This window comes from Variovorax sp. HW608 (genome assembly GCF_900090195.1).
In the GTDB taxonomy this organism is placed as follows: Bacteria; Pseudomonadota; Gammaproteobacteria; order Burkholderiales; family Burkholderiaceae_C; genus Variovorax.
The window spans coordinates 5,649,046-5,662,519 of sequence record NZ_LT607803.1 but is presented as its reverse complement, the minus strand read 5'-3'; the positions used below and the strand labels follow the sequence as shown (position 1 = coordinate 5,662,519).

Here is a 13,474-nt window from a genome sequence, read left to right as displayed (position 1 = left end):
CGACTTTCGTCGAGGAGTTGGCTTGCGTGCGCTCTGGGCGGGGTATGTTCGGGAAAGCCCTTGATTATACCCGGCGCCGGGTCACGACTTCGCCTGCGCGGCGCTGGCATGCAGGCAAATTGCGGCGGCGGCGGCCACGTTCAGCGACTCTTCACCGCCCGGCTGCGCAATCCGGATGTGCCGCGCGGCCCGCGCCTCGAGTTCGGCCGAAACGCCCTGCCCCTCGTGCCCCATGAGCCAGGCGCACGGATACGGCAATTCGGCCCGGTGCAGCCAGTCGCCGCGGTGCGAGCTCGTGGCCACAAAAGGCACCGAAAGGGCGTCCAGTGCGGCGATCTCCGCCCCCTCGATGAGCCGGAGGCCGAAATGCGCCCCCATGCCGGCGCGCAGCACCTTCGGCGACCACAACGCGGCGGTGCCCTTCAGGGCGATCACCTGCCTGAATCCGAACGCCGCGGCACTGCGGAGGATGGAGCCGACGTTTCCGGCGTCCTGGAGGCGGTCGAGAACCACGCTGGGTGCATGCGATTCGACCGCTGGACGCGACGGCAGATCGAGCACGAACCCCATCGGCGCCGGGGATTCGAGTCCGCTGACGCCAGCCATCAGCGCGTCGGCGATGACGACGGTCTTGTCGGCCGCCCCGGACCACTCGGCCCGCGCCGCCGGCCAGACCGATTCCGTGAACACCGCGACCGCGGCGCGAACACCCCGCTCGCGGGCCGCCCGGCAAAGATGATCGCCCTCGAGCCAGACCCGGCCGGCCTTGCGGTAGGCGCCGGGCTCGTGCGAGAGCTTTCGCAGTTCCTTGAGCAGTGCGTTGTCGCGCGACGTGATGTGGCTGGGCTCGGACGTCATGGCGCGATCCGGATCAGGGCACCCGTCGCCTCCACCACGATGGCGCCGACCCCCTGGATGCCCGCCGCCCCGCCCGAATCGCGCGCCAGCACCGCCGCCACGGGACTGAACGATCGCCGGTGATGCACGCACGCGCCGTGCCGTTCCAGCGCCTCGAGGTGCTCCGGCGTGCTGTAACCTTTGTGGCCGGCAAAGCCGTAGAGCGGAAACTCCGCGTGAAGCTGCTCGCAGAGCCGGTCGCGGTAGACCTTCGCGAGGATCGAAGCGGCCGAGATCGCCTTGATGCGCGCATCGCCCTTGACCACGGCCTCCGCCAGCACATCGAGCGTCGGGAGCCGGTTGCCGTCCACCAGCACCTTGGCCGGCTTGAGCCGCAGGCCCTCGACCGCCCTGCGCATCGCGAGCATCGTCGCCTGCAGGATGTTGTGCGTGTCGATCTCCTCGACGCTCGCCTGCGCGATCGAGCAGCACAGGGCCCTGGCCAGGATCTGGTCGTTGAGCCTTTCGCGCTGCAGAGCGGTCAGGGTCTTCGAATCCGCCAGGCCGCGGATCGGGCGCTGATCGTCGAGGATCACCGCCGCGGCAACGACCGGGCCCGCCAGCGGGCCGCGCCCCGCTTCGTCGACGCCGGCCACCAGGCCCGGCGCGTCCCAGGCCAGCGTGGCCTGCTCAGCCTTCAAGAACTTTCTGGATCGCATCAGCGCACAGTGTCGGTGTATCGCGCAGCAATTCGCTGTGCAGGGCGCAAAAACGTTGTTGCAAGGCGTGAACCCTGTCGGGTGCGTCGAGCCATTCGAGCGTCGCCTCGGCCAAGGCCTGCGGCGTTGCACGCTCCTGGAGCACCTCGGGCACGACGAACTCTCCTGCAAGGATGTTGGGCAGTCCGACCCAGGGCTGAAGCTGCTTGTGCCGCATGATCAGGTTCCAGGTCAGCGAATTCATGTGATAGGAGATCACCATCGGCCGCTTGAAGAGCGCCGCCTCGAGCGTGGCGGTGCCGCTCGCGATCAAGGTCACGTCGCAGGCGGCCAGCACCGCATGGGATTGACCGTGGAGCAGCGTCACCTGGCCCGCCATCCCGCTGGCCTCAAGCAACTGCTCGATCTCCGCCCGCAGCGTCGGCAGGACCGGAACGATGAACTGCAACGACGGCCGGGCCTTGCGCATGAGCGCCGCGGAGGCAAAGAACCGCGGCGCGATGTGGCGGATCTCCGAGCGGCGGCTTCCTGGCAGCAAGGCCACCACGGTGGCATCGGCCGCCAGCCCGAGCGAGGCGCGAGCCGACGCGCGATCGGGCGTCATCGGGATGACCTTGGCCAGCGGGTGACCGACGTAGGTGGCGGCGATGCCGTGCTTGGCAAGCAGCTCGGGCTCGAACGGAAAGATGCAAAGGACGTGATCGGCAGCGGCACGCAGCTTCACCACGCGTTCGGGACGCCATGCCCAGATCGAGGGACAGACGAAGTGCGCCGTCTTGATGCCGCTGGCACGCAGGCCGGCCTCGAGATCCAGGTTGAAATCCGGCGCATCGACGCCGATGAAGATGTCCGGCCGCTCGCCCTGGAGGCGCGCCCTGAGCTGGCGGCGGATGCCGGCGATCTCGGCGTAATGCCGCAGGACTTCGATGTAGCCGCGGACCGCGAGCTTCTCCTGCGGCCACCAGGTTTCGAAGCCGCGCGACAGCATCTGCGGGCCGCCGATCCCGACCGCCTTCAGCTCGGGCCAGCGCGCCTGCAGGCCGTCGAGCAGCAGCCCGGCCAGCAGATCGCCCGATGCTTCTCCTGCGACCAGCGCGAACTGTCGCGTTGCAGCTTCGACCGACATTGGGTTCAGCGCGCGATGCCGTTCACGGCATTGCCCAGGAAAGCGTCCATCCGGGCGATGTCTTCCGCCGCGCGGGGCATCTCGGCGGCCAGCCCGGCGATGCCCTCGCGGGCTTCGTCCAGTGTCTTGCCCTGGCGATAGAGCAACTTGTGCATCTCGCGGATGGCCGCGATGCGCTCGGCCGAGAAATCACGGCGCCGGAGGCCGACGAGATTGACGCCACGCACGACCAGCGGACTGCCGTCGACCACCATGTAGGGCGGGACATCCTTGTTGACGTGGCTCGCGAAGCCGACCATCGTATGGGCGCCGATCCGCATGCGCTGGAGCACGCCGGCGAGGCCGCCCACGGTCGCCCAGTCCTCGACGTGGACGTGGCCGGCCAAGGTCACGTTGTTCGCCATGGTGATCTGGCTGCCGAGCTGGCAATCGTGCGCGATGTGCACGTACGCCATGATCCAGTTGTCGTCGCCCACGCGCGTGACGCCGGCGTCCTGCGCGGTGCCGAGATTGAAGGTGCAGAACTCGCGAATGGTGTTGCGATCGCCGATCACGAGCTCGGTCGGCTCGCCGGCGTATTTCTTGTCCTGCGGAATCGCGCCAAGGGAAGCGAACTGGAATATCCGGTTGTCGCGGCCGATGGTGGTGCGGCCCTCGATCACGCAGTGCGCACCGATCGTGGTGCCGGCACCCACGCGCACGTGCGGCCCGATCACCGCGTAGGGCCCGACGCTGACGGTGGGGTCCAGTTGCGCGGCGGGGTCGACGATGGCCGTGGGATGAATCAGAGTCATGCGCGGCGCAGGCTCAATTGATCTGCCGCATGGCGCACATCAGGGTGGCCTCGCACGCCAGTTCGGCACCGACGGACGCCTTGCCCTTGAACTTCGAGATGCCGGCCTTCATGCGCTCGATCTCGACTTCGAGCCTCAGCTGGTCGCCGGGCTCGACGGGACGCTTGAAGCGCGCGCCGTCGATCGCCGCGAAGTAGTAGATCGTGTTGTCGTCCGGAACGATGTCCAGCGAGTGGAACGAAAGCAGCGCCGCTGCCTGCGCCATCGCCTCGAGCATCAGCACGCCCGGCATCACCGGCCGGTGCGGGAAATGGCCATTGAAGAACGGCTCGTTCATGGTCACGTTCTTGATCGCCGTGATGCGCTTGCCCTTCTCCATATCGATCACGCGATCCACAAGCAGGAACGGGTAGCGGTGGGGAAGCAGCTTGAGGATTTGATGGATATCGAGCGTCATGATTTCTTGTCCTGCATCGTCAGTTTTTCCAGCGCCTTGAGGCGCTCGCGCAGACTGTGCAGTTGCTTGAGCGTGGCTGCATTCTTTTCCCAGGCGGCATTGTCGTCGATGGGAAACACGCCGGTGTAGTGGCCCGGCTTGTGGATGGATCGGGTCACCAGCGAGGTCGACGAGATGTGCACGTGATCGGCGATGGTCAGATGCCCGAGGACGCCCGCGCGCCCTCCGATCGTGCAGTAGGCGCCGATCGTGGCACTTCCCGCTACGGCGGCGCAGCCGGCCATGGCCGTGTGCTTGCCGATGTGCACGTTGTGGCCGATCTGGATCAGGTTGTCGAGCTTGACGCCGTCCTCGATCACGGTGTCTTCGAGCGCACCGCGGTCGATGCAGGTATTGGCGCCGATCTCCACGTCGTTGCCGATGCGAACTGCGCCGAGCTGCTCGATCTTGACCCAGGCGCCTTCATGCGGCGCGAGTCCGAATCCGTCCGCGCCGATCACGACACCCGGATGCAGAAGGCAGCGCTCGCCGATGATGCAATCCTCGCTCACGGTCACCCGGGACTTCAGGACGGTCTCCGCGCCGATGCGCGCGCCGCGCTCGATCACGCACAGCGCGCCGATGCGAGCGGTCGGATCGATCGTCGCGTCGGGATCGATGACGGCCGTCGGGTGGATTCGCACGGCGTCCGGCCTGGCATGGGTCTTCCGCCAGAGCTGCGTCAGCCGCGCGAAATAGAGGTAGGGGTCCGCCGCGACGATGAACGCACCCCGCTCGGCCGCCGCTTCGCGCATGGAAGGCGCCACGATGACGCACCCCGCCTTCGAGGCGGCAAGCTCCTTGCGGTATTTGGGATGGCTCAGGAAGCTGATGGCGTCGGGCTGCGCCGTCGACAGCGGCGCCAGCCGCTCGATGGACAGCGCCCGATCGCCGTCAAGCTCGCCCCCGAGCGCATCAACGATTTCGCCTAGCCGGATTGCCACACCGAGATGCGGCGCTATTTGCCGCCGTTGGTAGTTGTTGCGTTCAGCGCCTTGATCACCTTCTCGGTGATGTCGTGCTTGGGATTGATGTAGATCGCCTCCTGCAGGATGGCGTCGTACTTCTCGGCCTCGGCAACCTGCTTGACCACGCGGTTCGCGCGCTCGTAGACCTGCTGGAGCTCCTCGTTCTTGCGCGCGTTCAAGTCTTCCTGGAACTCGCGGCGGCGGCGCTGGAAGTCCCGATCCTGTTCGACCAGCGCGCGCTGACGGGCAATGCGCTGGGTTTCGGACAGCGTGGGAGCCTCGCGCTCGAACTTCTCCGAAGCGGCCTTGAGTGCCTCGCCTTGCGCGGTCAGGTCCTTTTCACGCTTGAGAAACTCGGATTCCAGTTTGGCCTGCGCCGCCTTTGCGGGAAGGGCCTCGCGCAAAACGCGATCCGGATTGACGAACCCGATCCGGAAGGTTTCCTGCGCGTGCGCCGGCATTCCCACGGCCATGAGGGCCGGAAGCAGCAGCGCACCTGCGGCACGGAGCAAAGCAGTCATTAGAAGGAGGTTCCGATCTGGAATTGCAAGCGCTGAATTCTATCCTCCGGGATGAAGGTCGACGGGTCCAACGGATTTCCCTCGGCTTTCTGATACTTGACCGGGAGCGCATAGGCCAGGCGCAATGGTCCGAGCGGAGAAACCCAGCTGATGCCCAAACCGGCCGAGGCACGAATCTTCCTGATGGCGTCCCATTGCGCATCGGTCGAGAAACTATTCCGGTCCGCAAACACGTTACCCGCGTCGAAGAAACCGTAAAGGCGCAGCGTGCGGTCGTTGCCGGCGCCGGGGAACGGTGTGCTCAGCTCGGCGTTGAAGATCGCCTTCTTGGTGCCGCCCAAAGCGGCGCCCTCGGTCTGGCCCGCGATCGGCTGGTCGCGCGGACCCAGCGAGTTCTGCTCGAAGCCTCGCACCGAACCCAGGCCACCGGCGTAGAAGTTCTTGAAGATCGGGTAGGCCTTGTTGCCATAGGCGTCCGCATAGCCGAGTTCGCCGTTGATCGCGAACGTGTACTGCTTGCTGAGCGGGAAGAACTGCTGGTACTGGTAGTTGGCCTTGTAGTACTTCATGTCCCCGCCCGCGCCGACCTCGAGGTTGGCGCGTTGCAGGCGGCCGCGACTCGGCACCAGGGCACTGTCCCGGTCGTCCCGCGACCAGCCGACGGTCAGCGGAATACCATTGACCGAGTTGTCCTGGCAGATGATCACCAGGCCGTCGGCACCCGTGGTGCAACCGAAGTAGTTGCGATAGGACTGCGGCGTCAAGGCAGCCACCTTGCTGCCCGGGTCGAAGTGGTAGCGCTCGAGGCCGGCGCCGAAGTAGACCGTGTCGACCTCGCTGAACGGCACGCCGAAGCGAATGTTGCCGCCCTCGTTGACCAGCTTGTAGTCGCCGTCGACCGTGTAGTACGGCCGGGTCGTGGTGCTGTACAGGCTGATGGCGCGGGAAATCCCGTCCTTCGTGAAGTACGGATCGACCGTCGTCAACGACAGCGTGCGGTTGTACTTGCTGGTATTGACCTGCACGCCGAGGTAGTTGCCGGAGCCGAAGACGTTCTCCTGCGAGATGCCGAAGGTCAGGGAGACCTTGTCTGCGGTCGAGAAGCCGGCGCCCAGTTGCAGCGAGCCCGTCGGCTTCTCCGCCACGTTGATCATGAGGTCGACCTGATCCGGCGAGCCCGCCACTTCCTGGGTATCGACATTGACTTCGGTGAAGAAGCCCAGGCGGTCGACGCGGTCGCGGGACAGCTTGATCCGGTCGCCGTCGTACCAGGAGGCTTCGAACTGCCGGAATTCACGGCGGATGACTTCGTCCCGGGTGCGATTGTTGCCACCGATCGCGATGCGGCGGACGTACACGCGGCGGCCCGGGTCGGCATTCAGGGTCAGCGCGACGCGGTTGTTGACGCGGTCGATCTCCGGCTCCGCCTGCACGTGGGCGAAGGCGTAGCCGAACGAAGCGAAATAGTCGGTGAAGGCCTTGATCGTCTCGTTGACCTGTTCGCCGTTGTAGGGCTCACCCGGCTGGATCGTCACCAGCGACTTGAACTCGTCTTCACGGCCGAGGAAGTTGCCGGACAGCTTGACACCCGAGACCACGAACTTCTGGCCTTCGGTGAGGTTCACCGTGACGGAGAGATCCTGGCGGTCCGGGGAAATGGCCACCTGGGTCGAATCGATGTGGAACTCGAGATAGCCGCGCGTCAGGTAATAGGAGCGCAGCGTCTCGAGGTCGGCGTTGAGCTTGGCCCGCGAGTACTGGTTGGACTTGGTGTACCAGCTCAGCCAGCCGCCGCTGTCCTGATCGAACAGGCTGAGCAGCGTCGACTCGCTGAAATCCTTGTTGCCCACGATGCGCACTTCGCGGATGCGCGCGGGCTCACCCTCGGTCACCGTAAAGGTCAGGTTGACCCGATTGCGCTCGATCGGCGTGACCGTCGTGACGACCTGTGCGTTGTAGAGACTGCGGCTCACGTACTGGCGCTTGAGCTCCTGCTCGGCGCGATCGGCCAGCGCCTTGTCGAAGGGCCGGCCTTCCGCCAGGCCCACTTCGCGCAGCGCCTTCTGAAGCGCTGCCTTGTCGAATTCCTTCGTGCCGACGAAATCGACATCCGCGATGGTCGGCCGCTCTTCCACGATCACGACCAGCACATCGCCGTTGACGTCGATGCGCACATCCTTGAACAAACCCAGATCGAACAGCGCACGGATGGCGGCGGAACCACGCTCGTCGCTGTACTGATCGCCAACGCGAAAGGGCAGCGAGGCGAAGATGGTCCCAGGCTCCACACGCTGAAGTCCTTCGACCCGAATGTCGCGAACCGTGAATGGTTCGACCGCCCAAGCCGCGGTGGCGGCAATCGCGCTGGCCACAACTGCGGCAACGCTGCGCAGGCGAAAGCGACTGAATGAATTATTCATCTGTGAAATTGAGCCAGCGCGGAAGGGGCTGGCAGATAGTTAACCAAAGAGCCGCGTGACGTCGTTGAAGAGTGCGATCGACATCATGGCCAGCAGCAACGCGACACCACCGCGTTGAAGCCGCTCCATCCATGCGTCGGAAACACCCCTGCCGGTCAGGCCCTCCCAAAGATAATACATCAGGTGTCCTCCATCGAGGACCGGCAACGGCATCAGGTTCAACACGCCAAGACTCACGCTGATCAGAGCGAGAAAAACCAGGTACTGGGTCAATCCGAGGCTCGCGGATTTCCCTGCATAGTCGGCGATCGTCAGGGGTCCGCTCAGGTTCTTGAGCGACGCTTCGCCGATGACCATCTTGGCCATCATGCGCACCGTCAGCGCCGAGACCTCCCAGGTGCGGACAACGCCGTTGCGGAATCCCTCGACCGCGCCCTGCCGCACCAGAACCATCTCGGGTGGCGCACCCACGTAGGCGCCGATGCGGCCGACCTTCGTGGCGCCCTCATCGCGCACCTCGGGCGCGACCTCGATCTTGACCATCTGCCCAGCGCGCTCGACCTGCCAGGTCTGGCTGCGCGGCTGGTCGCCGTTGACCGAAGCGCGAATGACCTCGCGCAACTGCTGGCCATCGAGGATCGCAACGCCCCCGACGGCGCGCACCACATCACCGGCGTGCAGACCGGCGCGCTCCGCCGCACTCCTGGCCATCACTTCGCCGATCTCGGGGCGGGTCAGCGGCGCGACGACACCGATCTTCTTGAACATCTGCGCGTCGGCATCCTTGGCCTCGACGCGGCTCAGGGGCAGCACGAGCTCGCGGGATGGACGTCCGCCCTCGCCTGATATCTCCAGCGTCAGGTCGCGCTGGTCGAGCGCGCCTCGCGTGATGCGCCAGCGCAGATCCTCGAACGATCGGACGCTTTCCAGGTCGCCATCGAAGCCTGCCCGCGTGACATGCTCGCCACCACGCAGGCCGGCCGCCTCCGCGAGGGAAGCCACGACCGGGCGCGCGAGCTTCGCGGCCGGCTCCTGCACGCCGATCCAGTTGACCAGCGTATAGAGCAGCACCGCCAGCAGCAGGTTGGCCAATGGGCCCGCAGCGACGATGGCGGAGCGAGAGCGCAGAGGCTGGGTGTTGAACGCGCGATGCCGCTCCTCGGGCGCAACCGGGCCTTCACGCTCGTCGAGCATCTTCACGTAGCCGCCGATCGGGAAGGCGCCGATGACGAACTCGGTGTCCTGCCCCGGATGCTGGCGCTTCGGCTTCCAGCGATAGAGGGTCGGTCCGAAGCCGATCGAGAAACGCAGCACTTTCACACCGCACGCGACGGCCACGCGGTAGTGACCGTATTCGTGCACCGCGATCAAGAGGCCCAGTGCAACGATGAAGGCGACGACTGTGAGCATCGGGTGTCCCGGAAGTTGGTGGCGTCAGGCCGCGAAACGCAGCGCAGCGGCGTTGGCCGCGGCGCGGGCAGTCGCATCGAGTTCGAGCAGGTCCCCGAGCGACTGCGGCTTGGAGGGATGCACCACCTCCAAAGTTTCCATGTTGACCGCATGGATCCGGTCGAAGCGCAGCCTGCGATCGAGGAAGGCCTCGACGGCGACTTCGTTGGCTGCGTTCAGGACCGCCGTGGTACCGGGCGCGGCGCGCAGGGCCTGCCAGGCGAGTTCGAGACCGGGAAAGAGCTCCGCGTTGGGCGGATCGAAGGTGAGCGCGGCCATCTGGCGGAAATCGAGCCGGCTCGCGCCGCTCTCGATCCGTTCGGGCCACGAGAGCCCCACCGCGATGGGCACGCGCATGTCGGGCGTGCCCAGTTGCGCGATCACGGACGAATCGGTGAACTGGACCATCGAGTGCACCACGCTCTGCGGATGGATCACCACCTCGATCTGCTCCGGCTGCACACCGAACAGATGGCGTGCCTCGATGACCTCGAGCGCCTTGTTCATCATGGTCGCGGAGTCCACGGAAATCTTGCGGCCCATCACCCAGTTGGGATGGGCGCACGCCTCCTCCGGCGTCACGCTCGTCAGCGACGCCGGCAAGCGCGTGCGGAACGGCCCGCCGGAAGCGGTGAGGATGATCTTGTCGATCCGCCGCGCCCAGGTCGACGGATCCTCCGGCAGCGACTGGAAGATCGCCGAGTGCTCGCTGTCGATCGGCAGCAGGGTCGCGCCGCCGGTGCGCACCGTGTTCATGAACAGATCGCCGCCGACCACCAGCGCCTCCTTGTTCGCGAGCAGCAGGCGCTTGCCGGCACGGGCGGCGGCCAGACAGGGACCCAGGCCGGCCGCCCCGACGATGGCGGCCATCACCGCATCGGCTTCCTCGTGCGAGGCGATGGATTCGAGGGCGCCCGCACCCATCAGGACGCGCGTCGGCAGACCGTTCCGGGCCAGCTTTTCGGCGAGCAGCTCACCATGCGGCGTGCTCGCCATCACGGCGAACTTCGGCGAAAAGCGCGCGCATTGCGCGAGCATCTCGTCGACCTTCGTGGCCGCGGACAGTGCAAAGACCTCGAAGCGGTCGGGATGGCGGGCGATCACGTCGAGGGTGCTGGCACCGACGGACCCCGTCGACCCGAGCACCGTGACGCGCTGTTTGGTTGTGTTCACAGGAAAGCCAACATCATTGCAATGGGCAGCGTCGGCAGCAGCGCGTCGACCCGATCAAGTACGCCGCCGTGCCCTGGCAGCAAGGCGCTGCTGTCCTTGGCACCGGCACTGCGCTTGATCAGCGATTCGACCAGGTCGCCGACCACGCTCATCGCCGCCAGGAATATTACGCCGATCACGAGCAGCCACCAGCCTCGCTCGGCAAGACGGGTGTACAGGCTCGCGACGCCGGCCCGCAGGGCCGAATCGCTCCAGGCCCAGGCCAGGGCCAGAACGACCACGCCGGCCATGCCGCCCCAGACGCCTTCCCAGCTCTTTCCGGGACTGATGGTCGGCGCGAGCTTGTTTCGCGTGAACTTGAGCCCGAAGGCCCGGCCGGAGAAATACGCGAAGACATCCGCCACCCAGACCAGCACGAGGATGGAAAGGAGAAAGTTGATCCCGACGACCCGCGCCTGCACCGCGGCCAGCCATGCGACCCACAGCGCGAGTTGTCCAACCACGAGGCGCAGCCCCCGCGGAATGCGCGGCCATCCCGGGACCGCGACGCGCAGCAGCGCCGCGCCCCCCAGCACCCACCCGGCACTGGCCACGATCCACACCGGAAGCAGGGAGCTCTCGAGCAGGCCCAGCCACCACGAGAGCGCGCAAAGCACGGCGATCTCGGCGCCGAGAAACAGCGAGACGCGCGAACCGTAACCGTTGAGTCGCCCCCACTCCCAGCCGGCGGCGGCGATCAGCGCCAGCATCACGCAGGCGAAAGGGACGGGGGACGGATAGAAAAGCGCAGGCAGCAGGATCGCCAGCAGGACGACGGCGGTGATGATGCGTTGTTTGAGCATTCGCTCAAGCAGCTTGCTGGTCGGGGCGCGTCGCTGCCCGAACCTGTGCGGAGGTCTGACCGTAGCGGCGCTCGCGGTTCTGGTAGGCCGCGATGGCCTCGTCCAGCGCGGCCTCGTCGAACTCGGGCCACAGGCGATCGCTGAAGAACAGCTCGGCGTAGGCGCTTTGCCAGAGAAGGAAGTTCGAGAGGCGTTGCTCGCCGCCCGTGCGGATGAACAGGTCGGGATCGGGAACGTGCGACAGGGCCATCGCCGCATCGAGGTTGGCCTCGGTCAGCGCTTCGCCCCGGGCCGCCAGCTGTGCCGCGGCGCGCGCGATGTCCCAGCGCCCGCCGTAGTTGAAGCACACATTGAGGACCAGGCGCGAGTTGTGCGCCGTGGCCGCCTCCGCCTGCGCCAGGCCCGCCGCGATCTTCTCGGACAAGCCGCCGCGCTCGCCGATGAAGTGCAGCCGGACGCCGTCCTGCATGAGCCTGGGCACCTCGCGCCCGAGGGCCACGACCATCAGGTCCATCAGTCCCGAAACCTCTTCGACCGGACGATTCCAGTTTTCGGACGAGAACGCGAAGACGGTGAGCACCGAGACCCCGCGGGCGGCGCACGCTTTGACGCAGCGCCGCAAGGACTCGACGCCCTGCTTGTGCCCGGCGACGCGCGGCAGAAAGCGACGTGTCGCCCAACGGCCGTTCCCGTCCATGACGATCGCAATGTGATGGGGAACGGCGGGCGCTGCGCTCATCGTCAGACCGCCATGATCTCGGCTTCCTTCGCCACCACGAGGCGGTCGATTTCCGCGATGTGGCGATCGGTCACCTTCTGGATCTCGGCTTCGGCGCGCTTCTGGTCGTCTTCGGAGGCCAGCTTGTCCTTGACCAGCTTCTTGATCGCGTCGTTGGCATCACGGCGCAGGTTGCGCGTCGCGATCTTGGCCGTTTCGCCCTCGTTGCGGACGAGCTTGGTCATCTCCTTGCGGCGCTCCTCGCTCATGGGCGGCATCGGCACGCGGATCAGATCGCCCATCGATGCCGGGTTGAGGCCCAGGTCGCTCTCGCGAATCGCCTTCTCGATCTTGGCGCCCATGCCCTTTTCCCAGGGCTGGACGCTGATCGTGCGGGAATCGATCAGCGACACATTGGCCACCTGCGACAGCGGCACGCTGGAGCCGTAGTAGTCGACGTGGATGGAGTCGAGCAGCTGCGGATTGGCACGCCCCGTGCGGATCTTGGTCAGGTTGTGTTGGAACGCCGCCAGCGATTGATTCATCTTGGCGTCCGTCGTGTTCCGGATTTCTGCGATGGTCATATTCTTTCTCCACTCAGGCATGCACCAGCGTGCCTTCGTCCTCGCCCATCACGACACGCTTGAGCGCACCGTTCTTGAAGATCGAGAACACCTTGATCGGCAGGTTCTGGTCGCGGCACAGCGCGAAGGCCGTGGCGTCCATGATGCCGAGATTCTGCGCGATGGCTTCGTCGAAACTCAGGCGCGAATAGCGGGTCGCGCTCAGGTCCTTCTTGGGGTCCGCCGTATAGACGCCATCGACCTTGGTCGCCTTCAGCACCAGTTCGGCGCCGATTTCGGCGCCGCGCAGGGCCGCGGCGGTATCGGTGGTAAAGAAAGGGTTGCCGGTCCCGGCGGCGAAGATCACGACCTTGCCTTCCTCCAGGTACTGGAGGGCCTTGGGACGGACGTAGGGTTCCACCACCTGCTCGATCGCGATCGCCGACATCACCCGGGCGATCAAGCCCTGCTTGTTCATCGCGTCCGCAAGGGCCAGCGAGTTCATGACGGTCGCGAGCATGCCCATGTAGTCGGCCGTGGCGCGATCCATGCCGACCGAGCCGCCCGCGACGCCGCGGAAGATGTTGCCGCCGCCGATGACGACGGCGACCTCGACGCCCATGTTCACGACCTCGGCGACCTCACCCACCATGCGAACGATCGTCGCGCGGTTGATGCCGAATGCGTCGTCCCCCATCAACGCCTCTCCCGACAGCTTCAACAAGATTCGCTTGTGGGCCGGGCGGGTTTCTGGCATGGAGTGTTCCTTCAAAGTTGGGCGTGTGCGAGTGTATGACGTGGAATTGAAACAGCGGCGGCGCGAAGACTCGCACCGCCGCCGTGGGGCC

At 66.1% G+C, this 13,474-nt stretch carries 14 protein-coding genes; all 14 read right to left on the bottom strand.

Annotation, left to right across the window (positions count from 1 at the left end; all coding sequences use genetic code 11):
* Positions 1 to 81 precede the first annotated feature (81 nt).
* Genes VAR608DRAFT_RS26780 through pyrH form a run of 14 tightly spaced genes read right to left on the bottom strand, consistent with a single transcriptional unit; the run spans position 82 to position 13,383 of the window.
* Positions 82 to 858, bottom strand: a complete 777-nt coding sequence (locus tag VAR608DRAFT_RS26780; RefSeq protein ID WP_088956830.1) for a TrmH family RNA methyltransferase — start codon at positions 856 to 858, stop codon at positions 82 to 84.
* Positions 855 to 1,556: a ribonuclease HII gene (rnhB, locus tag VAR608DRAFT_RS26775; protein ID WP_088956829.1), complete on the bottom strand. Its 702-nt coding sequence runs from the start codon at positions 1,554 to 1,556 to the stop codon at positions 855 to 857. The genes VAR608DRAFT_RS26780 and rnhB overlap by 4 nt, the downstream gene beginning before the upstream one ends.
* Positions 1,528 to 2,682, bottom strand: a complete 1,155-nt coding sequence (gene lpxB, locus VAR608DRAFT_RS26770; protein ID WP_172843902.1) for a lipid-A-disaccharide synthase — start codon at positions 2,680 to 2,682, stop codon at positions 1,528 to 1,530. Before lpxB ends, rnhB begins: the two co-directional genes overlap by 29 nt.
* Before the next feature lie 5 nt (positions 2,683 to 2,687).
* Positions 2,688 to 3,476 carry an acyl-ACP--UDP-N-acetylglucosamine O-acyltransferase gene (lpxA, locus tag VAR608DRAFT_RS26765; protein ID WP_088956828.1) on the bottom strand — a complete coding sequence of 263 codons (789 nt, stop codon included), beginning with the start codon at positions 3,474 to 3,476 and terminating at the stop codon, positions 2,688 to 2,690.
* A gap of 13 nt (positions 3,477 to 3,489) precedes the next feature.
* Positions 3,490 to 3,933, bottom strand: a complete 444-nt coding sequence (fabZ, locus tag VAR608DRAFT_RS26760) for a 3-hydroxyacyl-ACP dehydratase FabZ (protein ID WP_088956827.1) — start codon at positions 3,931 to 3,933, stop codon at positions 3,490 to 3,492.
* Entirely contained in the window at positions 3,930 to 4,916 is a 987-nt protein-coding gene (gene lpxD / locus VAR608DRAFT_RS26755) for a UDP-3-O-(3-hydroxymyristoyl)glucosamine N-acyltransferase (RefSeq protein WP_088956826.1), read from the bottom strand. The genes fabZ and lpxD overlap by 4 nt, the downstream gene beginning before the upstream one ends.
* Positions 4,917 to 4,930: 14 nt before the next feature.
* A complete protein-coding gene (locus VAR608DRAFT_RS26750; RefSeq protein ID WP_088956825.1) occupies positions 4,931 to 5,461 on the bottom strand; it encodes an OmpH family outer membrane protein in 531 nt (176 codons plus the stop codon).
* Complete coding sequence (bamA, locus tag VAR608DRAFT_RS26745; RefSeq protein ID WP_088956824.1) at positions 5,461 to 7,881, bottom strand: outer membrane protein assembly factor BamA; 2,421 nt, start codon at positions 7,879 to 7,881, stop codon at positions 5,461 to 5,463. The genes VAR608DRAFT_RS26750 and bamA overlap by 1 nt, the downstream gene beginning before the upstream one ends.
* Positions 7,882 to 7,920: 39 nt before the next feature.
* Positions 7,921 to 9,291 (bottom strand): RIP metalloprotease RseP, encoded by a 1,371-nt coding sequence (rseP, locus tag VAR608DRAFT_RS26740; protein ID WP_088956823.1) that lies wholly within the window; start codon positions 9,289 to 9,291, stop codon positions 7,921 to 7,923.
* 24 nt (positions 9,292 to 9,315) lie between these two features.
* A complete protein-coding gene (ispC, locus tag VAR608DRAFT_RS26735) occupies positions 9,316 to 10,503 on the bottom strand; it encodes a 1-deoxy-D-xylulose-5-phosphate reductoisomerase (protein ID WP_088956822.1) in 1,188 nt (395 codons plus the stop codon).
* Positions 10,500 to 11,345, bottom strand: a complete 846-nt coding sequence (locus VAR608DRAFT_RS26730) for a phosphatidate cytidylyltransferase (RefSeq protein WP_088956821.1) — start codon at positions 11,343 to 11,345, stop codon at positions 10,500 to 10,502. The genes ispC and VAR608DRAFT_RS26730 overlap by 4 nt, the downstream gene beginning before the upstream one ends.
* Positions 11,346 to 11,349: 4 nt before the next feature.
* Positions 11,350 to 12,084, bottom strand: coding sequence for a polyprenyl diphosphate synthase (gene uppS / locus VAR608DRAFT_RS26725; protein ID WP_088956820.1), 735 nt, complete (start codon positions 12,082 to 12,084; stop codon positions 11,350 to 11,352).
* 2 nt (positions 12,085 to 12,086) lie between these two features.
* A complete protein-coding gene (gene frr, locus VAR608DRAFT_RS26720; RefSeq protein WP_088956819.1) occupies positions 12,087 to 12,647 on the bottom strand; it encodes a ribosome recycling factor in 561 nt (186 codons plus the stop codon).
* Between the two features lie 13 nt (positions 12,648 to 12,660).
* Positions 12,661 to 13,383, bottom strand: a complete 723-nt coding sequence (gene pyrH / locus VAR608DRAFT_RS26715) for a UMP kinase (protein WP_088956818.1) — start codon at positions 13,381 to 13,383, stop codon at positions 12,661 to 12,663.
* Between the last annotated feature and the right edge of the window lie 91 nt (positions 13,384 to 13,474).